Below are 23,788 nucleotides of genomic sequence, written 5' to 3'. Positions count from 1 at the left end.
CATACGAGCTATTTGTGCAATTAACGAAATATTAAGAAATTCAATTCAAACATGTGAGGTATCTGAGCAATGATATTACCAACAAAATTCATTGAGGAAGAAGATACTTTACTACAAGTAGGCATAGACCTACTTGAGATTTTAGGTAAGCAGTTGGATATAGCAAAACTTTGGCAGGAAGCGAAAGATATACCAAGTATTGCAACATATGAAAGATTTATTCTTGGTTTAGATTTGCTGTTTTGTTTTGGACTAATAGATATTGAAAACAATTTACTCATGAGGAAGAAGCTATGCTAGGAACAAATGATACAATTAATACTCATTCTAATATTAGCTCTAATGTAGAAGTGCTAAAGGCAAGGAAAGAAGCATTAGAGCTTGAAATAGAAAGGGATCAAAATGAACTATCTAAGTTCAAAGTGCACAATCAGTACAAGGAACTTCAAGAAGAAGCGGACGAATGCACACGTATCATGCATGGAGCAATAAACAAAAAAGCAATGCTCCAGCAATATGCAGTCAGTAGAATACAAAAAACCTCCAGCTGACACTGAATTAGATCATCTATACGAACAATTAGGAGTAAATTTTAGTGCAAATGTAAAGAAAACCCTTCAAGAAGTAAGAACATTCCACAAAAAAATAGTAAAAGACAGAGAACGCTTCTTAAAAGCAGAGACAGTATCACTCCGCAACAGGATAGAAGACCTAGATACCACAATTAGAAATGCAGACGATAGAAGAGCGGCAATAATGATGATATTGAAAAGTGCTGGAGCATTAGAGGAGTTTTACAAACTACAAGCAAGGTTATTGGCTAAACAACAAAAAATATCTGAAATATCAGAAAAAATTAAGAAGTTAATAGGTAAAATATGAATTTATACAGCACATTATTTATAGAAAACAGAATAAACACAACATTTGAAACTCTGAATAATATATCGCATAAAGAGTTACACAGACCACATGAAATCTATAATTTAACAACACATTCTACCAGATACAGCATTTTAGGGCATAGTTTAAATGTGCTATCCTTACCTTTAGTAGTGATATCTGGAGTAGTTAAGCTTTTCTCTGGAGGCATGATATCTATTAATAATGTAATTAACGTGCCAAAAATCCTAAAAGATAAGATGGATCAAGGAATATCTAAAAAGATATTATATGCGGTTGAAGGAATCGATAAACAAGAATTAACAGCGTTATGCCACAATATATTAGAACAATGGGAAGCAAATCCTAATTTAGTACCAACGCAAGAAGAGTCATATTTTACCAAGATCAAAAATGCAATGTACAATAATATACCGTATCTAGGGCAGCTTAAGAATTTTTGGGTTAAGGGAGGTATAGAATATTCGGAGGAACAAATCAAGGAGCAACAATTAATCAAGATAATCACTAATGAAATATTTAAGCTTGGATATAGTTTAGGTAAAAAAGCTAATTATTTAAGTATTGAAGATATCAGACATCATTTCATAGATCAAAGTGCATTTGAAAACGATGATCAACCACAAAAAACGCAATTACCAATAGATCAACACAATGATGATTTCCAAGATCCATATATATCAAGCCAAGAGGATCAAGTAATTGATCAAATGATAGATTTGATTGATGAAGGTTTTGAGGACGCGTTTGAAGATTGTGAAGAATATGAGGATGCAGAATCTATAGAACCACAATCTGCATTAACTAAAAAACCTATAGATCACGCTTTAGCTTCAGCGAGTGAGAGTTTTGAAAAAGATATAGACATATCAGATATAGGAGCGACAAATACAGATCAGAAATATACGGATCAGAATCAAGCACTAGTATTGTACAATGATGAATTAAGTAAAGTACGCTCAGATAGCAGTAATCAGGTTGACGTATCTAGTGATGTTCATTTCATGACAGATCAGAACAGGGAGCAAGTCCTCTTAAATGTTAAAAAATATCTGGCAGGCATAATTCATACTAATTCGCTATTGGAGTTAGAGGATGGCGTTGATCAGTACCTAGAGTTACTACAAAGTTTAAACAATCAAGAATTAGGTGAAAAAATCATATCAGATTACCAGTTACTACAAAGTAACATGCAAGATCAGGATACGGAGATGCAATATGAGATGACTCAAAGATATCAAGATGCAGATATTCTTGTTCCGTGCATTAGTTGCAGGCAAGAAGCTTTGAAAGATGAAAGAGAACTTGAAGGGATAGTAGAGGAATTCTAAAGTCAAGAGATTGTAGCATCAAGAACACTTGACTTAAAATATATAAAATATTTACGTTTTTGTGTAAAAATATAATATTCCTAAATTAGGAGCGAGAGTAAATGACAGCAAATATTTTAATAGTAGATGATACGAAGCAGAATATTGAGTTACTACAGGCAGTGTAAGGCATTAATAGGTATTATGTGCAGGAGGTGAAGCAAGAAATGCTACCATAAAAAACAATAACATCAAATATTGCATCTGGTGGAAAATCTAATGATACTCCTCGCAGCAGAGCTACGAGGTATCTATCCAAAAAGTTTTAACTGTTTTTGTTGAAATGCTTTATAAGAAGGTTTGCCTGAACCTTGATTTTTTACATAATTACGTAATTTCCGCTCATCACCATGTTTACCTACTGTGCTCATAAAATATCCTTTACTCCAAAACTCACTTCCCCATAATTTTTCTTTAAGATTTGGATATTTCTTAAACATTTCCTTAGATGTAATACTTTTTATGATTTGAGTTATTTTTGTTGGGCTATACATTAGTATTGACTGTAGTAAAAAATGTACATGTTCTTTATCTACTCCTATTTCCAAAAATCTAATTTCATAACGAGCTTCTATGTCCTCACAAATTTTACATAAATAATCGTCTAGTTCCTCTTTGAATATTACTCTTCTATACTTTGCCGGTGTTACTAAATGATATATTAGTACTGTGACATTATGACTTTTATGTATATAACTGCTTTCTTCCATGCATCTAGTATATCACGAAGCAGACCTTCGGGGAATTAAACCCTAAGAGATTAATTTATTTTACTAAATGTAAGATAAAATCTCAACTATTACAGTCCATAACTGTATCATTTTTACTACATTTAAATATCATTTCACAAAAAACAATTTTTTTAAAAAAATGTCATATTTATATTGATATGATATAATTATAATACTAATATGATGTAATTATGATATTTGCGTTTGTTTTTTAATATTATATAAACAGATCAATGTTATTAATGCAGAAATCTGCTCATGGTGTTTTGTTAGAATATTTCTAGGTATGAAATTTGATAACGTTTTTTTTTATAGCTTATTTATTCTAAATGATTGCACTTTTGGATTAAATAGTTATGTTTTTTATGAATACTAGCGGTAAATACGATCGTTCTTTTTTGTCATGTTTTAATTTGCAAAATAATTTCTCATACGTACAGCAATTAACCTATCAACAAGGCGAAACTGCCACTAGTTACGACAGTATTAATTCCTTAACTACCCCTAATAATTATTATACCTTGTTATATCCTGATTTAGTGCATGAATTATTTAATTTTGCGTTGTATAATAGCAACAGTTCAAAAAATAATGCATCTTTCTTAAGGAATATAGGTGAAAATAATACAAAATCCTCTTCTGTAGACTCTTTGTTTGTCATTGCTAAAATAAAAGGGACCAGTAAATTGCACGAAAAAGGGACCAGAGAAGTTGGTGTGACCTAATAAGGTTAATGTGCAATATTCACTAGATAATTAAGCAAGTAAATATCTAGTGATACAATGATAAGAATAAATATGTATACAACAATTATCACCCTTTATAAACAAGGCAATAGTCAAAGGAATATTGCCAAACTAACAAGAACAGACCGCAAAACAGTACGAAAAATAATAAACCGCTATGTAGAGGCTGGTACAGAATCCCCAGCAATCTATGAACGATCTTCAGTTTTGGATTTTTGGCACGAAAAAATAATTGAGTTATTAGAAAAAAATCTAAGTTACATAAGAATTTTTGAGGAGTTAAAAAATCAAGGTTATACAAGCAGTTATACTTCTTTGACCCGTTATATCAAAAAATATAAAATTAAGGATAACAGTTGCATTCGTTTTCATACTTTAGCAGGAGAGGAAGCATAAGTAGATTTTGGTGACATAGGCTTACAGTATAATTCTAAGGGGCGTAGAGTTAAAGCATATGTATTTAATATGCGTTTAAGTTATAGTCGCCTTGATTATTATGAAGTAGTGTTTGATCAAAGTTGTCAAACATGGATTCAATGTCATATCAATGCATTTAATTATTTTGCTGGTAGTCCAAAAGTAATAAAACTTGATAATCTTAAAGCTGGAGTGGTAGATGCCAATTTTTATGAGCCAGTATATCAGAAGGAATATAAGTGCTTAGCCGATCATTATGGAATTTTACTTTCTCCTTGTCGAGTTTATCAACCGCAAGAAAAAGGCAAAGTTGAGTCGGGAATAAAATACGTTAAAAATAATTTTTTTGCTGGTCGTAAATTTGATAGATATGAAGAATTAACAAATGGTCTTGCAAATTGGTTAAATAAGGTCAATAGCCGAATACATGGTACTACTAAGAGAATACCTAGAGAACTGTTTGAGCAAGAGGAAAGAAGTAGTTTAATTCCTTTACCATTAGAAACTTTTGATTTGTCATCTTGGCATAATCGAAAAGTAGCAAAAGATTGTCATATTACCATAGATAATAATTATTACTCTGTACCAGCAAAATATATATACAGTGATGTAATGGTACAATTGTCCCCAAAACTTGTTCAAATATTTTCTATACAAAATAATTTAATAGCAAGACATGTTAGAACAGAGGGCAAGGGGATATTTACCACTAATCCGTCTCATTATGCCAAACACAAACGTCTATGCCCAGGTTTTATAGAATATAGTGAACATTATCAACAACAAATGCAGCAGATAGGGAATAATTGCAGTTTATTATTAGAATCATTACAACAAACAAGAGTGAATGATTGGCAACGTTGTGCCAGAGGCATCATTTCTTTACGTAAGGTTTACAATGATGACTTAATAGATAAAGCCTGTCATAGAGCACTACATTATGGTATAAGTTCTTACTCTAAAATTAAGAATATTTTAAATAGTAATGCAGTAAACTTACCATTACCAGAGTTTGGAGGTAATAATGCAGAACTTATTTAATGACCTACGAAGTTTTAGATTATCAGGTATAGTCAATAGTTTAAATGAAAGGATTATTTATGCTCAAAATAATAAACTAGGATTTAAAGAATTTCTCTCACTATTATGTGAAGATGAAAAATCTAACCGTAAGGATAATAATTACCGTCGCCGTAAAAGTGCTGCTAAATTACCGGTAACTAAAAATTTAGAAGACTTTGATTATCCAGCTGATGGTTCAAACCTCCACCTTCAGGTGGAGAAACTTTAGTTTGAATAAGTCATAGTCGTCTTATATAAAATAAGTAAGTAGGACTTATTTTATAGGATGACTATGACAGAATATGAAAAAGGGAAACATACGGTATATTATCACAGGTATCACATAGTATGGATAACAAAATACCGTTATAAAGTATTAACCCAAGTTATCAAAGAAAGGATTAGGGAAATCATAGCTCAAGTTTCAGAGGAAATGAATATTAGGATAGTAAATGGGGTGATATCATCTGATCATGTACATATTTTAGTATCGATACCTCCTAATATAGCAGTAAGTGAATTTGTACAAAGAGCAAAAGGTAGAACTTCACGTAGAATACAACAAGAATTCCCAGAATTAAAAAAGAGATATTGGGGGAAGCATTTTTGGGGAAGAGGTTATTTTAGTACAACAAGTGGTCATATCACAGATGAAGTAATTAATGAGTATATAAATAACCATACAGAAGCTCATAAACCAACTTCTATTTCTAACATTAGATTGGAATAAGCTTTAGCTTAAACTCTACGGCACTTCTAGTGCCTATCATCAACCTACCGGCTCTCAGCCGGTAGTGGTTGAGTTTAATTTCCAACCAAGTGTTGATGCCAAAGTAATAAGTGATTTATGGGACTGTTGCGAGATGAGAGGGTAGCAGGTATAATAAAAAAATAAAAAATATGTTTATATGTCAGAGTATCAAATGCTAATGGTAAGTTTAGATGAGTTAGTAAATGCGGATCATCAATATCGTAAATTCAAAAGTTTATTCAAATTCAAAGCAGTTGAAGCTGAGTTATTAGCATTAGAATGCGAAGCTAATTATAAAGGATATGGTATAGAGAGGCTGTTTAAATGTTTGCTGCTACAATTTATGGAAGACTTATCTGATCGGGAATTAGAACGTTATTTAGCTGATAGCACAGCGGCGAAATGGTTTTGTAATTTTGCTCTTACAGAAAAGACACCTGATTATAGTGTATTTAGTAAAATACGTAAAAAAATAGGTACTAATTTACTATCAAAAATATTTACAAAATTCCGCGATCAACTACGAGTACAAGGCTATATGGGTGAAGTATTTACCTTTGTAGATGCTTCTCATTTAATCTCAAAAGCTAATCTCTGGGAGGAACGTGATAAACTAAGAGCACAAAAATATGATAAATTGAATAATGAGACTTTGCCTAAGGTTGCAAAGGATAAACAAGCCAAAATTGGCTGTAAGGGAGGGAATAAATTTTGGTATGGTTATAAAAAACATGTGAGTGTTGATATTCAATCAGGCATGATCAATAAGGTTGCAGTTACCCCTGCAAATGTTACCGATAGCAAAGGTTTTAAGCATGTTATGCCAAGTTCTGGTGCTACATATGTTGATAAAGGTTATTGTACAATCTCTACCAAGAATGCAGCAGCTAAAAAGGGAGTCCATCTTTGTGCAATAAAGAAAAATAATATGAAAGATAAGAATTTTGACCTTGATAAATATTATACGAAAATCAGAGCACCTTTCGAGATGGTATTTTCAAAAGATAATAAGCGGGTTAGATATATAGGAATTGCCAAAAATCAATTCTCCGAATTTATGAATGCCATATGTTTTAATTTAAAACGATTAGTGGTTTTAACAACTTTAATGGCTTAAAGAAATTTATTAATAAAAATTCTAACTCTGTAAACAAATCTCTATTAAATTACTACACTATTGAATAACATTTATCTCTATATTAAACAGAATTTCTTTTTTAAAATATTTATTACCTCCTTTCCTCTTATTTTACTATCAAAAATTATCTTTCAACGACCCCATTATATATTTGTTAAATTAGTATGCCCATTTACCTGAGCGTTCATAACCAGCCCAAAGCCCATTAACATTGATGCCATCATCGTACCACCATAAGAAATAAATGGTAGTGGCACACCTACTACAGGTACTAACCCCATAACCATAGCCATATTGATAAATACGTGACTAAATAGTGTAGCGGTTATACCTATGACCATTAATTTGCTAAAAACAGTACGGCAGTTAACGCCAATTAATAAGGAAAGAGTTATAAGTGTGAAATATAACACAAGCAAAAACATACCGCCTAAAAAGCCGAATTCTTCAGCGAAAGTAGCAAAAATAAAATCGGTTTGGTGTTCGGGCAAGAAATCTAAATGACTTTGACTGCCTTGATTTAACCCAAGACCAAAGAACCCCCCTGAGCCTATAGCGATTTTAGATTGTATGATGTTGTAACTAGCACCTAGCGGATCACGTTCAGGATCTAAAAAAACCATCACACGTTTTTTTTGGTAATCATACAACATGTTCCAAGCAATAGGTAAACTAACAAGGGCTGTAATTCCAATTATTACAAAATATTTTATTCTAAAACCTACCGCAAAAAATATAATACTAGAGACGATTAAGGTAATCATGCCTGTACCAAGATCCGGTTCTCTAATTATTAAAAAGGCTGGAACTAGAACTCCTATAATTGGTATAATTACTTTATGAAGTTTACCAAGATCATCAACTGTTAGTGAGTGAAAATATCGTGCTAACATCAATACTATAGCAATTTTTATCGGTTCGGAAGGCTGCAATTTTACTATCCCAATATCTATCCATCTTTTTCCACCCATTGCAGTTGAGCCAAAAAGTTCTACGGCAATCAATAAAGCAAGTACACAAAAATAGAAAATATAAGATAATCTAAAGATAATCCGTAAATCAATTAGAGCAATGATTATAGCTATAGGCATGAATATACAAAAATTCACAATTTGTTTAAGTGCCCAAGGTTGCAGATTGCTATTTGCAGCAGAATAAAGAACAATAAACCCAATGGAGCAAATTAGGCTAATAAGTAGAATTAAAGTAAGGGGAAGCCTTTTTATTTGTTCAAAATAATTTTCATGCATCATTTTTAATTTAATCTCAATAGTGACCTGCCGTGGTGGTGTGGATCAACTTTCTTGTCATTGCGAGAAGAAACTGAAAGTTTCGACGAAGCAATCTCAGGATGCTTTACAAGATTGCCACGCTCATTTCATTCGTTCGCAATGACGTTTTTTCACTAAACCCTTACATCAAACATCTTAAAAATAAATACTAGCTCTTCAGCTATTTCTTTAAGATAGTCGAAACGACCAGCAGAACCTTTATGCCCCGTATCCATATTTGTTTTTAACAACAATAAGTTATTATCAGTTTTGTACTCACGTAATTTTGCTACCCATTTTGCTGGTTCCCAATATCCTACACGTGGGTCTGATATGCCACAAGTAACGAACAGAGCAGGGTAGCTTTGCGGTTTTACATTATCATAAGGTGAATAAGATTTGATATAGTCAAAATATTCCTTTTCCTTTGGATTACCCCATTCATTATATTCTAAAAGAGTTAGTGGCAGAGTCTCATCAAGCATGGTGTTTAGAACGTCTACAAATGGTACATGAGCGATGGCTACTTTGTATAGTTCAGGTCTTTCATTAAGAACATAGCCAATTAACATACCGCCAGCACTACCGCCTATTATTACTATATTATTGTTACTTGTATATTTTTCTTGAATTAGAGTTTCTGAACAAGCTATAAAATCTTCGAAAGTTCTTTTTTTATTTAAGAATTTAGCAGCCTTATACCAATCATGCCCAAGGTCATCACCGCCTCTAATATGAGCAACTGCGTAAACAAAACCACGATCACTAAGTGTTACTGCCATATTTCTAAAGTTAACCGGCATTGCGATACCATAAGCCCCGTAACCCATTAAAAATAAAGGATTTGAGCCATCTTTTTTGAATAGAGATTTTTTATAAAAGAGGGTGATGGGGACCTTAATACCATTATTATCTGCAAATATTCGTTCTACTTTATACTCATCAGGATTAAAGCCGGATGGTATTTCCTGCTCTTTTAATATTGTTAGCTTATCGCTATCAAAATCATAGCTGTAAGTGGTGCTCGGTCTTGCAAGAGAAGAGTAGTTTAAGCGTAGATCGTCTTCATCGAAATTAGTAGAATAGCCGTTTGCTTGGAAGCTTTCATCAGGAAATGAAACGATTTTTTCTAGAGAGTCACTAAATCTTTTTATTTTGACAAGCGGTAAGCCATTATTACGATTATTTAAAATAAGATAATTCTCTGTTATATCAAAATCTTTCAAATATTTATCTTGTTCTTCTTTAATATAATCATTATGCCAATCATCATTTTGAAAGTTATCGACCGGAACTTTGACTATGCGGAAATTTTTAGCTTTATAATTAGTTTTGATATAAAAATAATTCCCATGATGAGCTACATCATAAAATATACGACTCTCAAGAGGTCGTACCAGTTTTGGCGTAAAACTCTCATCATGCATAGAAATTGCATAAATTTCATTTCCATTGTAATCACCTGAATTAATAAATAAATATTCTCGGCTTGTCGATTTCTCACCGCTAACAAAATGAGCGGAATTCTTTACTTCAAATATGAGCTTGTCGTTTGTTGCATCCTCACCTAAACGATGAAACATTACTTTATCCCAGCGTTGATTCTCATTGATAGTAATATAGAAAAAACCGTTTAATTTCTCATGCCAGATTATAGTAGGAGCAACATCTTTTACTGTATCCGCTAAATATTTTTGTTCTTTGAAATCATATATTTTAATGTCATATTTTTCGTTACCGGTGAAATCTACACTATAAGCCATTAAATTTTGATCCGGCGACATAGCAACTTCACTAACATCAGTAAAGCCGGTATTTAAAAAGTTAACATCTAGTATTATCTCTTCAGGAGCATCAATATTTTGATATTTTCGGCAATATATCGGATAGTTTTTTTCTGCTTCTACTCTATGGTAATAGTAATAATCCTTTTTCTTAGTGTATGTGGATGTATCATCTAGCTTAATGCGTCCTTTTAATTCTTCAAAAATCTTTTCCTTATCATTTTGTAAATCGGCAAAAAAATGCTCAGTATATTTATTTTCAGCTTTTAAATGATCTAGGATTTTATTATCTTGTACATCTGACCATTTGGGATCACGCAGCCAGTGGTAATAATCATTATTATAGTTTTGTTTGTCGGCAATTGGTGGTTTCATATTTTTATAAGTGTTATAGGGTTTTTAGTCAAGCCACGGGAGACATTGTTGCGAGGATCATTCTTCCCTGTCATCCCGTGATTTATTCACGGGATCCAGTTAAAAATACTAATAAAACGCGAGTTTCGAATTAATATAGCATAGGATTTAGCATATCAAGAGAGATGTAATAGAAGGTTTATTATCAGACATTTGATAATTTATCAGTGCTGCAACCATATGCACAAAGGCATTTGTAACTGATCTATGCCTTGAATGCTCAAACTTCCCCAATAGTTTAATTTTACTAAACACAGATTCTATTAATGCTCTTTTAAGCAATAATATTTTATCCAACATAGACATAAGTTTATTTTTCATATTTTTCTTTACCCTAGTTACCATAAAAATTCCTTGCTCTAAAAGTTGTTGAAATAATTGTTGTGAAATATAACCACGATCTCCGAATACTTTACCAAAAAGATTTTTGATCATCAGTTCCAGCTGTTTTCTATCATCCTTATTGCCAGGGCTAAAAGATGCTTTAACTATACCACCGGCTCTATTAATTATTAGATGTAGTTTAAGTCCATAGAACCAACCTTTTGTTGTCTTACTGCGTGCTGCTATGCCGGCGAACACTTTATTCATTGAAATACGGTATCTCTTACATACCTCTATACTACTTGAATCTACAAAAGAAAGGCCATCACACTGATCCAAAATAGAATTGAATATCAGTACTAATAGTGGTAAATGTGGACCTATTATTTTTATAAATTGACTATAGCTTACTAATTGAAAATCTCTTTGATGATAAATCCATATTTGCTTCAGATAATAATTCTTAAAACAATCATAAGATGACTGCCAGTAGCCTATTATAATTGTTATTACCTCACTTCTGTTAAGTCGACTTTTAGGACCAGATTTGTTGTTATGGTTAGTAATTGAATTTGTATGCTTGTCTAATTCTTGAAAAAAATCATCGACGTAACAAAATATTTCTGTAAAATCCATTATCATAGGTTATTGCTCTTAAAGTTTTTTCAATAACCTATAAACTTTTTTCTTATACTATAAATACCATATTTTAATTAGCAATTTGTATTTTGTACTCACTTTATAACAAAAACAGTATTATCAATATCCCCGTAACCCACTGTTTATCAGCTATACAGCGACTTTTTGAATACGAAACTCGCGTTAATAAAATTAGTATTTTTTATTATTTTCTGGATCTAGTTCCCAAGCCACGGTATGACTACCTTAGGGCGTTTTTCGATCCACGCAACAATGCCGCTATACTATATTATTAAAATCAGGCTAATTAACATCAGTATTATAATAAATATAGCAGTTTGCCCATTATGCCAAGCATATATTTTGCTTAAAGCATCTCGCCAAAAAGCTTTATAATTAAAATATTCATCTTCGTCTATTTCATTAGGTTTTATTTCTTTATATTTAGTAATACAGAAGTAAATAATTTTTTGTATATAGCGGTATAGATCAAGGTTAATATTTTTTGTTAAAATACGTGGTGATGAGCGAAATAGTAAAGCTAAGAACAATGCAATTAAGGTGGTTAATTGATTGTTATTTACATCAGAAATTTGAACAGGATAAAATGCACATACTGCTAGAGTTATAAGGCAAGAAGAGAGGTATAATAAATGAACCGGCGTCATTGCGAGGAGAAACTGCAAGTTTTGACGAAGCAATCTCGGGATAATGAAATGAGATTGCCGCACTCCTTTTAGTCGCTCGCAATGACGTGCCACTGTCAACAACATCTCAAAAACCAAGCTAAATAATATAGTACAGGTTGCTACCTTAAAGAAAATCATAATGTAATTTTCGTTTAAAGCATTTACTAGTTCTAATTTAATATAAGAAGAATTAATTGGAAATATAGAGCTATATACTAATATGGTAAGTATAAATCCGATTGATAAAATAGGATCATATCTGGCAGTTTTTAGGTCTTGGTAATTTTTAATATCGTTTGAATCTTCTATAATAGCAAAATATAAGGCGAATATTCCGTTATATAATATATGCATAAATATGAAAATCGGAATAAGATATAAGATTCTAGAGGAGTTTATTCCTATGGTTGCTAAAATAAAACCAAGCTGTGAAACAGTAAGGTAGCATATTATCTTTCTAAGATTTTTTTCTATTAAAGCAAATGTTAAACCATAGATTATCATAGCTAAGCCAAAAAATTTAAGCACCTCAAGACCGCTAAATAGTTTAAATATGATGATTAATGCAATTTTAGTAGTGAAGCTAAGTAAATAAATCATCCCACTACTTGAGGCTTTAGGATAACAATTAACTACCCATCCGTTGAAGAAAATAGTTGAAGCATTAATTAAGCAGCCCGCAAGTATTAATATTGTCGGTAATTCAAAATTATATATCGCTGTTGTTAGTGGAATAAAAGCTGTATTTGCTGTTTTGTCTATTAATAAGCTTATTCCGACTAGAATTAATCCGCTGCTAAATAAGTGGGTTAGGAAATATTGCCGAGTATGTTTTACGCTATGGCTTCCTATAAAGATAATTATGCAGGCAAAAATTGTCATAAATTCCAACGAAATTATCATAGAGAGAAAATCGCCTGAAAATAAACAAATGAGAGATGAAAGGCAATATAAACTACCGACTAAGCTTTCAAGTTTTCTATTTTGAGAAATCGCATATAAATTTGCAATAGAGGTAATTAGCAAAAATGCTACCGCTATTAATTGGTTTTGTGTGCTAAAGTCGAATACTAGCTCAAAATTAGCAAGAAAAAATGATAGTTTAGTGTTTTGAAACATTTTAATCTTTAAGTGGAACTGTTAATACTTCTAGTCCAGTAAAGTCTTTTGTATTTAAAGTTAGTATTGGATAATTATAAGTTATTGCTGTCGCTGCAATTAATAAATCGTGAACACCAATAGTTATGAGTTCTTTATATAAATTATCTATAATTTTTGCATATACATATGCTTCTTCAATACCGAAAGGTAGTAGAGTGAATAAGCTTTTTACATATTCTATAAAAGTTAAACATTGTCCACGCTTATTTTCATCTTTAACTCTATCTATTCCTATTAATAGTTCAGTTAACACAATAGGGTTAATATAAGCTTGATCATAATTTGACCATGCTTTAGTACTAATTTTTCCTCTTTCTAAAGCTATAATTATAGAGGCATCAACAATTAACCCATTTACGATACAACTCCTCAATGTTTATTCTAGTACTACGTCTTACATCATCAACATCTTTCATAAATTGTTCAGCATCCTCAGGGTCGAGATGTGGACCATTTTTAAAAAGTTCATCTAAATTTTTTACTTTCACAGAAGATTTATTTTCGACAGGTGTAATTTGTGCAACGATATTATTATCTTTTTGAATATCAAAGCTTTCGCCTTTATAATAAACACGGTTAATAATATCGGAAAATGAACGAACGGCTTCTGTTGCTTTAACTATTTGTGCCATATCTATAACCTAATAAAATTATCATACTTTATGTATTATACTATTTTATGTAATTTATGTAAATTATATTATATCATTCTGTGTCGGTATGAGTATACTAATCACTAAAGCTCTGATTTATAGTCCCTTTGGTGGTTAAAACCTCCATCTTCCAGATGGAAAAGCTTTAGCTTGCCATGTGCGCCATGATGCATTGCATCATAAGCACCATGAGTTCAACACTTCAGGAAATCACCTAACAGTTTACTATCGTCTTTATCACACAGTGTGGTAGAAATTGTTTGTGCACGCAGTGACTGTAGATCTAATAGTGGTAATGTACCGATTATATGATTAAAGACATATTGAGGTACATGAACCAGACATGATTTCTCTCACATACGGCTTGAATAAGCTTTAGCTTGATATGCGACTTCTAGTCGCTATAAAACAAACTTTCATCTCTCAGATGAAAGTGATTGATATTCTTTCTAGCACTTCTGATATCTTTTAAGCGTTCATGGACTTTTTCGAAGACTTGTTTAGGGAGGATAGAAGTATTAATTTGTAAAAATTCGTCATCTTTTAGCTTAATGAAGAAAGAGGGTTCTTGAAATTCTGGACCATCGATTTCTCTAGCAATCTTTATATAATAACCAATAATATGGCTGTTATAATAATCGCTTTTACTGATCATTTTTTTAGCTATCTTATTAATGTTCATATCAGTTTTAGCAGTATAAGTAACAGTCAGTGCAATACCTAGCATAAGCCTTTGTCTATGACTAAAGGGAATATCTGAAGATAGAATAAATTCTGAAACGAAATTAGCTCTAAGTGTTTTATCGATATTTTTATTATACTGGGCAAGCATTATAGCTAATTCCACAGTTATTAGAGTTGTATTATCTGGATTGATTAGAAGATATTTTACAGCTTCAATATATTGATCGATTTTACATATATTCCTATCAAATTTTACTAATCTTTTGACTCTCTCATAAATAATATCTTTGTTTCTTTCATTATCTGGTAGTGAATCAAATCTTACACCTTCTTTTAAGCCATAATTTGAAATGATAATTTTTTCTGGAGAAAATACTTTAATCATCGCTTTTATTACTAAAACAGCGTTATAATTAATCGCTTTTTGTTCATAATAGCTAAGCTTTAACTTATCGATTTGTGATAATTTTTCCAAATATAACTCAAATTCTACACGGCTTATTTCAAAATTATGTAAATTTTTAAGAGGGTAATTAATAGACTCCATATATATGCGGCTCATTAAACGTAATGCACCACCGATTAAATATAAATTAGGATAATGCTTAAGACCAAATTCCTTTTCAATTAATTCAGTAATAAGCCCAAGATTATCAAAATTATTATTAGCAATAATCCGTGTGCCAAGCGGTAGCGATTTTAACTTACCAACTTTTTTATCCGCAATTTGTGCAATCTCTAAACTGCCGCCCCCAAGATCAGCTACAATACCTGAAGCATCGCTAATTCCAGAAATTAACCCAGCGGCAGTTAAATAAGCTTCACGTTCACCTGAGATAATTTCAACTTCAATATTAAACTTCTTTTTAATTATTGCTGTAAATTCTTCTGCTTTAGGGTGACCTCTGAGTATAGCAGTTGCAACACATCTAATATTAGTAACGGAAAGCTTATTGAAGATATGAATAAGATATTGTAGAGATAAATATGTTTGATGTTTTATGTCTAAATTGTCTAAATTAAGTAGATTAGTTAGATAATTTTTAAATTTATAATTAAAAATTTCAGGAGCTCCAAGCTCATCGGTTTCATAAACTACAGCTCTTAAAGCATTTGAACCGATATCAATAATAGCTGAACGCATCTTAGTATATACTTCTTTTCTTTTAAGAGTAGAAAATTATACTCAAATCATTTGGGTATATATTACTCACTGTTTTCTGGAGCAACAGCAACCTCTTCTGTCTCATTAGAAGTTTCGTTATTATTTGCTCGCGGATCAAAAGGTACTTGAGTAGGTACAAAAGTCGGCGGTAATAATCTACTAGTAAAAAACTTATCCTCAAAATATTTAATCTTACGAGATTTTATCGGAGGAAAAGACTCTATTAAAACAATCTGCTCGTCTCTTGGTAACTGTATTACTTCTTGAGGTAAAAGTAAAGCCCTTTGAACTTGAGAAACATTTTGTGTTCTAGTAGAAATATTAAGATCAAAAAATATAGGCTTACTGAATGATCTTTGTTCTACAGTTTTATTACCAACTAATTGTGATATTAAATTTGCAGTTTCATAGTTGTTAGCAGCAAAGGTAATACGATATGTTGAGTTAGACAAGAAAGAGTTCATACCAGCATCTTCATATGTTCCTTTTAGCTGCTGTGTATCTTGAATAATTAAGAATAAACGAACTCTATAACCCCTGAAATAAGCAATACCTGCTTTGAATGTATCCATCTTACCAAGTGTTGGGAACTCATCAAGTAAGAACATCACGCCATAAGGTTCTTCTTTTAAATCAGGCATTTTTCGGCTTAAAAATTCTGTAGCTTGCTGATAAAATACTTGCATTAATTTCTGCAAACGTTGTATGTTATCAGGAGTAAGACCCACATATACAGTTGTTTTTATTTTCTTGAATTCTTGCACGTTAAAGTCAGAAGAAGCAGTAGCAGAGTCAATTAATGGGTTTGCCCATAACTCAAGTGAAGAGTTCATGGTAGATATAACGCCGGAGCGTTCTTTATCAGCTTTTTGTAGGAAAGCTGCAATATTCATATATGCTACAGGGTGGATTATCCCGCCTAAAGTATCAAGCACGACCGCTAGATTATAGACTACATCGTCACTTCTCATGGTACGCACTACTTCACCAAAGGATTTGGTTTTAACAGGATCAGCTATTAAATATAAGGTTACGCCCAAGAACAAGCTTCGTGCTTCGTTATTCCAAAAATCCTTTTCAGCCATGATAAGGTTTGAAATTTTTTGTACGTCATCAACCATTTGTCCAGGCTTAGTACTAACCCAGTCAATCGGATTATAGCAGTGAGTAATACCATCTGGGTTAGATGGTTCCCATACAAAGACTTTCTGACCTTGTTTCTCACGCCAACCGCTCGTTAAGCCATGGTTTTCAAGTTTTATATCATGAACAACTACTGAATCATTCCAAAACAATAAGTTAGGTATAACGAAACCTACACCTTTACCAGAACCGGTAGGAGCAAATAATAAGGCGTGCTGGAATCCATCAGCAACAAAATAACCACCACTATCAACCCCGATTAGCATACCTTTTTTAGCTCTAAGACCAGCCGATTCAACATCTGCAGGGCTTGCCCATCTAGCATCACCATATACTTTTTCAGGTTGCTCAAAAAATTGTAGCGATTTGATTCTCTCAAAGTTTTTAATGTAAAATATTATAACGACGAAAGCAGGACCAAGAAGTGAAGCAAGTAGCTTTAATTTTAAATAGTTATAATCAGAGATTTTTAATTGTCCCCAAACGCTAACAAGCCAATAAGCCCATTTATAAGCGATATTTATAGCAGTTACATCTACTCCAAGAGCACCGATTTCATTGGTAAAGATTGCAACAAATGCACCACTTATCCATAAGGTACTAAAAATAACAACCGGATGAATTATAGCATGACCGAATATATTTCTAGTGACTTTGAGTATGTTATGCCATTCCATTTAGTAATCCTTGATTTTATTTTTATGTCATTGCGAGCGACTAAAAGGAGCGTGGCAATCTCAGGAGTATTGTACTGTTTTATGAGATTGCCGCATCGATGTTATATCTCCTCGCAATGACACTATAGTCTATACCATTCCTGTGGCGTTTTTATTCTTTTTATAATATACTTCCGATACGTATCTTTTACCGCCACTGCCACGTTTTAATTGTACTACAATATCTACAACTGTTAAAATATATTTTTTTACTTCTTCAGGTGGCATACCAAGATCAGCTTGCATTACCATCAATTTTAGTTGTTCAATTGCCATAGCAGGACTATCAGCATGAAGTGTTGATATAGAACCTGGGTGACCAGTATTAATAGCTCGCAGGAAACTAAAAGCTTCTTTACCTCGAAGCTCACCAACTATAATTCTATCAGGTCTTAAACGCAAACACGCTTCTATTAAATCTTGAGTAGTAACGTTTGCTCGTCCTTGTCCGCCTTTAGAAGCAAGCAAATGAACTCTATTAGGGTGACTAGATAATACAACCTCACGGGCATCTTCTACTGTAATTAATCTTTCCAATTGAGGTATTTCAGTAAGTGCTGCATTAGTAAAAGTAGTTTTACCTGTTGAAGTACCGCCGCTAATTATAATATTTTTCTTTGAAATAACTGCATGTTTGATGAATTCTTTTATCTTTTTTTCAGCTAAATATCCGTTTAGAATTATTTCATCTTGATCTATTAAACTTTCTGTTGCAGTTTCATCAAAAGCTCCCATTTTAGCGTATTCGTCTAGAGTCAGATTCATGCCGCTCGGCTTTCTTATAGAATAAATGATTTGTCCTATTTCGCAAGCAGGAGGGAATACTATTTGAATACGATAACCATTTGGAAGTGTTGCTGAAAGTAAAGGCTTTTCTTCTGAGATCATTTGTTCAGTAGATTGAGCAACTAAACGTCCAAGCGAAAGTAAATGTTCCGCGTCAAGCTCTGGTAATTGTTTAGAATATATATCACCTTTCTTCTCAACCCATGCTTCCCCAGGTTTATTAACCATAATCTCGTTAATACCATCTTCAGCAAATAGTTCTTTAAACGGTAATAAAAAAGTCTCTAAGGCAGCAAATGCATCACTCATTTTACTACCTTTGATTTTGTTAAAACAGTAACAGGGAATTTATAATCCTTATTAACGTATATTTTAATCGGAGTACCTTGATTAATCGTTGTAGTAGGTTTAAATTGCTGCTGAGTTATCATATTTTGTACAGTATTAGTAATATCCGTAAACGCTTGTGTAGAAGCTTGCTGTGCTTGAGTTGGATTTGATGCTATAGAAGTACTAGTAAGCAAGCTTGAAGCAGCTGTATTAACCGCTTGTACTAATGTAGCTAGCCTTTGTTCAGGGGTATTTGCCGAAGAAGCATCTTGGGTGGTTGTACAGGCTTGTGTCATTGTAGTATAAGCAGTAGATGTTTTATCAGTAATGGCAGCTAAAACATTTGTACAAATTGTAACTATTCTTGTATTTGGATCCAAACTAGTATTTTGGGAAATTGTTTGAGCAGTATTTAATAACTGAGTAGCAATAGCACTATTAGTAGCAGCAGCTTGTGAGTTTATAGGCGGAGATACTAATTTATCAAGAACTTTAGCAATTCCTATATTGAAAGCAGACTGTAAAACTGAGTTAGCAAACTGTTCCTTATATTTATTATCTACCCTTCCTTGTACCCCAGGTCTTCCTAAGTTATCGACTGCAGGGGAATCAAATGCTATAGTATAGCCATTAGTTAAGTCTATTCTATCCCATATTACAGAAACTCTACCGTAGCTATCTGCTGAAGTTGAAGTTGCATATTTACCAAACACTTTTGATCCTTTTGGTATTAATATTATTTTATCTTTTTCAGAATATACATCTCTGCTAATAATGGCTCTTATTTCGCCACCAAGATCGCTATTTATGGCTGTTTCAAGTACTGCCTCAATTAATTTACCGCGTCCTAAGATTAAAGACATGTCACCACGATCTTTAAATACTGCATCCGCAGCAACTTGTTCTGCTGTTTTCTTAGGTTCTACACCGCTAACTAGTACAATAGATGACGTCCTTTTTGCCTGTTTACGTTTCTTTTCTTCGTCACTTTCAACTAAAGGTCCGTTTGTTGAAGGTAATGAAATAGGAGGAGCTGGAAGTGTTTTTGACTTATCCGCTTCTACTGGTGTAGTTGGGGGTAAAACTGGCGGTACTTCCACTATAGGAGGAGCAGGAGGAGCAGGTGGAGCAGTTGGTGTTTCAAGCTTTGGTGGCTCCGGTAATTTAGGTATTCCAGGTACGTTATCTGAATTATCTTCAACAGGTTTAACAATATTGCTAGGTATATTAGTATTTTGAATTTCTTCTTTTTTAGGAGCAAAGAAAAGAGAATAAAAAATATATATAAGAATACCGCAAATTACAACTACGATAGCGATACTTTTATTAAAACTCACTGAAACTTTTGATAATTCTTTTTGAACTTCAGGTGTATCTGCTCCTGATAAAGAACTATTATTGTTTTGCTCTTCGACCATATTTAAATTATATTATAGTTATTTATTGTCATCCCGTGGCTTGACCACGGGATCTTTTATCACAAGCTGTGTCCTGAGATCCCGCAGTCAAGCTGCGGGATGACAAACTAGTACCTTGCCATGTAATTACTATTTGTTCTATTCTTAGAATAGTCAAATTTAATTACATATACTAACTCTTTCTCATGTCCTTCCATCAACTCAACAGAAGAAATATCAAATTCATATGTTCTTTTGTTAGTTATGATAGTCATGTTGGTACGAATATATTTCTCAAGAGGTTTTATAAATAAACGATTACCAATAGGAGTTAGTTTCCACGCATAAGCATCTCCAAGAATGATATTTTGAACTTCTTCATTTTTAGCAAATTCTATATGTGCTTGAAAACCAAAATGCAGCGTTAATAAATAAACTTCATTAGGGTTATATATATATGTTTGTATCCTATTATCCCTAGTTATAGATAAATCATCCAAATAATTATTGCTGATATTGTTACATGGATCATTTTCTAAAAGTGGACAGTCAGCATTAGCTACTAAGCCACTTAAGTATATAAAAATTAAAAAACAAAATCTAACTATTATCATCGTCTACCCTATATCCGTTAACTTGAAATCCTACAGGATTTATATCAAGTTCTGAATCTGTTAATTGCATTGGTACGTAAGCATAACTTACTACTGCTATTTTATTATAAACTGTTTGATTTCCTGTTGCTTCATTTACGGAAAATCTAACTATATATTTGTCCGAGGCAATTTTTGACCACGACTTTACTACTAAATAAGTCGTATTGTTTTCCTGATACTTTAAACTTGGATCATTGTTCTTATCTCTTATATATCCAAGATAACCATAAAAAACATTACTCGTTGAAAGTAATCTTATAGTAGTACGTGCCAAGGTAGTAAAATCAACAAAATTATATGTTTCTCTTGCATTTATATATTTTTTTATAAAATATCTTGTAAGTGACTCATCTGCAGTAAGCACTGGTGATGAAATAGGCTCTACTACTGATACACGACCAGTAGTATCATCAAGTTGGATGACAAAAGGATCAAACTGTTTAGATTTTACTACAAAAGCTATTACTAAAGTAGATATTACCATAAAAATTGATAATATTATCAGTAATATTATTAATAAGTTACGTTGAACAATTAGCTTATCAGCACGTTCTTCATACCAATTTTGAGTTATCTTTAGCGGATTTGCTTGGTTTTGCTCGCTCTTTGCATCATTTTGTGCTTTATCACTTGATTTAAAGAAGCCGAATATATTATCTAACATACCTCTATTGTTATATTAAACGGTTACTAGCGAAATAAGTGTCATTGATATATTTATGCTATATCTATTATAGAATTAACCGGTCTTCTTACACAAGGATTCATACTTAACTCTGCTTCATCATTAATTTCAGCTGCAACACACGGGCTTTTAATTTCGTAAGGTGCTGAGGGTGTACATGATAATAATTGTGAAAGCATAATTAATAATACCCCAAACTTGAATAATTTTAACATCTTAAATATATAATAGTGGTTTATTTTATTACTTGTTTAAATTAGCTTAGTATATAATTGTTCACAAGTATTTTTTACAAAAATTTATTTTAAGTGTAAAAAAATATTAAAAAGATTGTAAACAGTGCTATATAACAATAATATTGATACAATATTATTACCATTAATAACTATTGTTGTATAATTTAAATTTATAAATTATTTATTTTAACTTTAAAATCAAGTAGTATTTTGGTATTGTAGCAACAATATAAAGTTATTTTATAACTTAAATAATACTAAATTAACAAATGATAATTATATTAAAATAATTATGCTAAGGTTATGGAAATAAAAATACTCATCAATTACTAAATAATTATGGATCCAGTACTTAGTGCCGTACAAGAATATGTTAAATCCGGCGAATATTTTAATGATGCAAGAAAATGGTACAGCTTTAAATATGTAGTGCCGTTAAGTAGTAGATCCATTCTACTTTTAGCATGTGCAACATTTACGTTATTACTTACTATAATTTGTATAAATATTGATGTATTATTACCTATAAAAGAAAAAATAAGTTACTTGATAAAATCTAGTACCGAGAAACAAGCTACTATTACTAACACTAAAGAATCTGCATTACGCGATCCTTATGGTTCTGTTGCTAATATTATGCTCAAAAATTATGTGCTACAGCGAGAAGAATATAATTATGATTTATTAAAACAACAATTTGTCTTTATTAAAAATAGTTCTACAAGTATTGTTTATATGCAATTTGCTAATTTTATGAATATTGATAACCCACTATCACCGGTTATGCGATATCAAAAATTATATAGGCGTTCAATTAATATAACATCAATTCAAAATATAAATAATAATGAAGTAGTTGTTACTTTTGAGTCATTAGCTAAAAATAGTGTAGGGGAAGTTTTAGAAAATATGTTATGGGAAGCAAAAATAGGTTATATAATGGATTCTATCGGTGCAAATCTTCCGCCTAATGCTCCATTTAACTTTACTGTTACCAGTTATAAGCTAAAATTATTAAAAGATAAAAACCAGAAATAATATGAAGCGATTAATAATATTTTTTACAATAATATTTTTTACATTAAATATATTTGCTATTAGAGAATCAAGACCTTTAGGACAAGATTCCCGTTTAAGAGTTATGGTTTATAACCCTGATGATGTTTTCAAATTTATAGGATATTACGGCTATCAAGCAAGTATAGAGCTTGCAAGAGACGAAGAAATAGTAAGTATTTCTATGGGCGATACTACCTCATGGCAAATAGTACCTGCGGGTCATAGGATTTTTATTAAACCTATGGAGCAGGATGCTACTACTAATATGACCTTAATTACTAATAAACGAACATATTTCTTTGAACTATACGCTGCTGAGACTCTTGATATGCGTGATCCAGAAATGGTTTTTAACGTAAAATTCCTCTATCCTGATGATGATAATGATAATGCTGGTGGTCACATGCAAACTTATATTGCCTCTTCAGCAAGCCCTGATCTTAATCATCCAGAAAAATATAACTTCAACTATTATATTAGTGGTAGTGAAGAAATAGCTCCTATCAAAATTTTTGACGATGGCGAATTCACTTATCTACAATTTAGAGATAAAAATTCTGAAATTCCTGGTATTTTTGCTGTAGATGATTCATTGCGTGAGTCTCTAGTAAATTATCGCCTCGTTCCAGATAATCCTAATTTAGTTATTCTTGAACAAGTATTCCCAAAGCTTGCTGTACGTAAAGGTAAAAAGATTACTTGTATATTCAATGAATCTTTTAGAGCATACTGATACTCGATGAACTTGAAAAATTGGCTGCGTCGTCTTTGTAAGTCCTCGGCTGCTCACGTATTAAGTATACGCTCTGCACCTCGGCTTACAGTCTCCTTGCTCTTTTCCAAGTTGATCTTCGTATTATTCTTCACTTAACTATATA

At 32.1% G+C, this 23,788-nt stretch carries 26 protein-coding genes and 1 pseudogene; 12 read left to right on the top strand and 15 right to left on the bottom strand.

The features are described from left to right. The first annotated feature begins 69 nt into the window (after positions 1–69). Genes ACOAL3_RS03395 through ACOAL3_RS03380 form a run of 4 tightly spaced genes read left to right on the top strand, consistent with a single transcriptional unit; the run spans position 70 to position 2,234 of the window. Positions 70–300 carry an ABC-three component system middle component 6 gene (locus ACOAL3_RS03395; RefSeq protein WP_395476629.1) on the top strand — a complete coding sequence of 77 codons (231 nt, stop codon included), beginning with the start codon at positions 70–72 and terminating at the stop codon, positions 298–300. Further along, positions 294–551: a hypothetical protein gene (locus ACOAL3_RS03390; protein ID WP_419235389.1), complete on the top strand. Its 258-nt coding sequence runs from the start codon at positions 294–296 to the stop codon at positions 549–551. The genes ACOAL3_RS03395 and ACOAL3_RS03390 overlap by 7 nt, the downstream gene beginning before the upstream one ends. Continuing rightward, a complete protein-coding gene (locus ACOAL3_RS03385) occupies positions 517–882 on the top strand; it encodes a hypothetical protein (protein WP_419235388.1) in 366 nt (121 codons plus the stop codon). Before ACOAL3_RS03390 ends, ACOAL3_RS03385 begins: the two co-directional genes overlap by 35 nt. Continuing rightward, positions 879–2,234: a hypothetical protein gene (locus tag ACOAL3_RS03380; RefSeq protein ID WP_419235387.1), complete on the top strand. Its 1,356-nt coding sequence runs from the start codon at positions 879–881 to the stop codon at positions 2,232–2,234. Before ACOAL3_RS03385 ends, ACOAL3_RS03380 begins: the two co-directional genes overlap by 4 nt. A gap of 290 nt (positions 2,235–2,524) precedes the next feature. Here the strand turns inward: ACOAL3_RS03380 and tnpA (ACOAL3_RS03375) are convergent, their stop codons facing one another. Beyond that, positions 2,525–2,983 (bottom strand): IS200/IS605 family transposase, encoded by a 459-nt coding sequence (gene tnpA / locus ACOAL3_RS03375; protein WP_419235386.1) that lies wholly within the window; start codon positions 2,981–2,983, stop codon positions 2,525–2,527. A gap of 377 nt (positions 2,984–3,360) precedes the next feature. Between tnpA (ACOAL3_RS03375) and ACOAL3_RS03370 the strand changes: the two genes are divergently transcribed. The 6 genes from ACOAL3_RS03370 to ACOAL3_RS03345 all read left to right on the top strand — a co-directional run bounded on the left by ACOAL3_RS03370 (position 3,361) and on the right by ACOAL3_RS03345 (position 7,097). Then, positions 3,361–3,729, top strand: a complete 369-nt coding sequence (locus tag ACOAL3_RS03370; protein ID WP_419235385.1) for a hypothetical protein — start codon at positions 3,361–3,363, stop codon at positions 3,727–3,729. A 72-nt stretch (positions 3,730–3,801) separates the two neighbouring features. After that, entirely contained in the window at positions 3,802–4,146 is a 345-nt protein-coding gene (locus tag ACOAL3_RS03365) for a helix-turn-helix domain-containing protein (protein WP_419235384.1), read from the top strand. 15 nt (positions 4,147–4,161) lie between these two features. Further along, positions 4,162–5,208 carry an IS21 family transposase gene (gene istA, locus ACOAL3_RS03360; protein ID WP_419235589.1) on the top strand — a complete coding sequence of 349 codons (1,047 nt, stop codon included), beginning with the start codon at positions 4,162–4,164 and terminating at the stop codon, positions 5,206–5,208. Continuing rightward, on the top strand, positions 5,192–5,458 hold the full coding sequence (locus tag ACOAL3_RS03355; RefSeq protein WP_419235383.1) for an ATP-binding protein: 267 nt from the start codon (positions 5,192–5,194) through the stop codon (positions 5,456–5,458). The genes istA and ACOAL3_RS03355 overlap by 17 nt, the downstream gene beginning before the upstream one ends. A 63-nt stretch (positions 5,459–5,521) precedes the next feature. Continuing rightward, positions 5,522–5,959, top strand: coding sequence for an IS200/IS605 family transposase (tnpA, locus tag ACOAL3_RS03350; RefSeq protein WP_419235588.1), 438 nt, complete (start codon positions 5,522–5,524; stop codon positions 5,957–5,959). A 178-nt stretch (positions 5,960–6,137) separates the two neighbouring features. Continuing rightward, positions 6,138–7,097 (top strand): transposase, encoded by a 960-nt coding sequence (locus tag ACOAL3_RS03345; protein ID WP_419234543.1) that lies wholly within the window; start codon positions 6,138–6,140, stop codon positions 7,095–7,097. 164 nt (positions 7,098–7,261) lie between these two features. Here the strand turns inward: ACOAL3_RS03345 and rodA are convergent, their stop codons facing one another. From rodA to ACOAL3_RS03280, 13 genes are all read right to left on the bottom strand, one after another. Further along, positions 7,262–8,368 (bottom strand): rod shape-determining protein RodA, encoded by a 1,107-nt coding sequence (gene rodA, locus ACOAL3_RS03340; RefSeq protein WP_419235587.1) that lies wholly within the window; start codon positions 8,366–8,368, stop codon positions 7,262–7,264. A 155-nt stretch (positions 8,369–8,523) separates the two neighbouring features. Further along, a complete protein-coding gene (locus ACOAL3_RS03335) occupies positions 8,524–10,548 on the bottom strand; it encodes a S9 family peptidase (RefSeq protein WP_419235382.1) in 2,025 nt (674 codons plus the stop codon). Positions 10,549–10,695: 147 nt separating this feature from the next. Next, positions 10,696–11,553: an IS982 family transposase gene (locus tag ACOAL3_RS03330; protein ID WP_419234519.1), complete on the bottom strand. Its 858-nt coding sequence runs from the start codon at positions 11,551–11,553 to the stop codon at positions 10,696–10,698. Positions 11,554–11,834: 281 nt separating this feature from the next. Beyond that, the gene (locus ACOAL3_RS03325) at positions 11,835–13,358 is read right to left on the bottom strand and encodes a proton-conducting transporter transmembrane domain-containing protein (RefSeq protein ID WP_395476523.1); all 1,524 of its coding nucleotides are present in this window, start codon (positions 13,356–13,358) and stop codon (positions 11,835–11,837) included. 1 nt (position 13,359) lies between these two features. Then, positions 13,360–13,761, bottom strand: a complete 402-nt coding sequence (gene vapC / locus ACOAL3_RS03320) for a ribonuclease VapC (RefSeq protein WP_419235586.1) — start codon at positions 13,759–13,761, stop codon at positions 13,360–13,362. Beyond that, positions 13,739–14,032: a type II toxin-antitoxin system antitoxin VapB gene (gene vapB, locus ACOAL3_RS03315; protein WP_419235381.1), complete on the bottom strand. Its 294-nt coding sequence runs from the start codon at positions 14,030–14,032 to the stop codon at positions 13,739–13,741. The genes vapC and vapB overlap by 23 nt, the downstream gene beginning before the upstream one ends. A gap of 415 nt (positions 14,033–14,447) precedes the next feature. Further along, a complete protein-coding gene (locus ACOAL3_RS03310; protein WP_419235380.1) occupies positions 14,448–15,881 on the bottom strand; it encodes a Ppx/GppA phosphatase family protein in 1,434 nt (477 codons plus the stop codon). Between the two features lie 62 nt (positions 15,882–15,943). Further along, complete coding sequence (locus ACOAL3_RS03305; RefSeq protein ID WP_419235379.1) at positions 15,944–17,722, bottom strand: type IV secretory system conjugative DNA transfer family protein; 1,779 nt, start codon at positions 17,720–17,722, stop codon at positions 15,944–15,946. A 129-nt stretch (positions 17,723–17,851) separates the two neighbouring features. After that, positions 17,852–18,856, bottom strand: a complete 1,005-nt coding sequence (gene virB11, locus ACOAL3_RS03300) for a P-type DNA transfer ATPase VirB11 (protein ID WP_395476519.1) — start codon at positions 18,854–18,856, stop codon at positions 17,852–17,854. After that, positions 18,853–20,295, bottom strand: a complete 1,443-nt coding sequence (locus tag ACOAL3_RS03295; RefSeq protein ID WP_419235378.1) for a TraB/TrbI/VirB10 family type IV secretion system protein — start codon at positions 20,293–20,295, stop codon at positions 18,853–18,855. Before ACOAL3_RS03295 ends, virB11 begins: the two co-directional genes overlap by 4 nt. A 107-nt stretch (positions 20,296–20,402) precedes the next feature. After that, on the bottom strand, positions 20,403–20,888 hold the full coding sequence (locus ACOAL3_RS03290; protein WP_395476517.1) for a TrbG/VirB9 family P-type conjugative transfer protein: 486 nt from the start codon (positions 20,886–20,888) through the stop codon (positions 20,403–20,405). Continuing rightward, positions 20,875–21,594, bottom strand: coding sequence for a VirB8 family type IV secretion system protein (locus ACOAL3_RS03285; protein WP_395476516.1), 720 nt, complete (start codon positions 21,592–21,594; stop codon positions 20,875–20,877). Before ACOAL3_RS03285 ends, ACOAL3_RS03290 begins: the two co-directional genes overlap by 14 nt. A gap of 53 nt (positions 21,595–21,647) precedes the next feature. Further along, entirely contained in the window at positions 21,648–21,830 is a 183-nt protein-coding gene (locus tag ACOAL3_RS03280; RefSeq protein ID WP_016948043.1) for a DUF2706 domain-containing protein, read from the bottom strand. 360 nt (positions 21,831–22,190) lie between these two features. On the opposite strand from ACOAL3_RS03280, the gene ACOAL3_RS03275 reads away from it, so the two are divergent. Both ACOAL3_RS03275 and virB9 read left to right on the top strand, forming a co-directional pair. Further along, complete coding sequence (locus ACOAL3_RS03275) at positions 22,191–22,889, top strand: VirB8 family type IV secretion system protein (protein WP_419235377.1); 699 nt, start codon at positions 22,191–22,193, stop codon at positions 22,887–22,889. 1 nt (position 22,890) lies between these two features. After that, complete coding sequence (gene virB9 / locus ACOAL3_RS03270) at positions 22,891–23,643, top strand: P-type conjugative transfer protein VirB9 (RefSeq protein WP_419235376.1); 753 nt, start codon at positions 22,891–22,893, stop codon at positions 23,641–23,643. On the opposite strand, the pseudogene ACOAL3_RS03265 reads toward virB9, so the two are convergent. Then, positions 23,630–23,753: pseudogene (locus ACOAL3_RS03265) on the bottom strand (palindromic element RPE5 domain-containing protein). The gene virB9 and the pseudogene ACOAL3_RS03265 sit on opposite strands and share 14 nt — an antisense overlap. Between the last annotated feature and the right edge of the window lie 35 nt (positions 23,754–23,788).

It is taken from the genome of Rickettsia endosymbiont of Nabis limbatus, from assembly GCF_965196655.1.
Lineage (GTDB): Bacteria > Pseudomonadota > Alphaproteobacteria > Rickettsiales > Rickettsiaceae > Rickettsia.
This window is presented reverse-complemented; position numbering and strand designations above follow the sequence as displayed.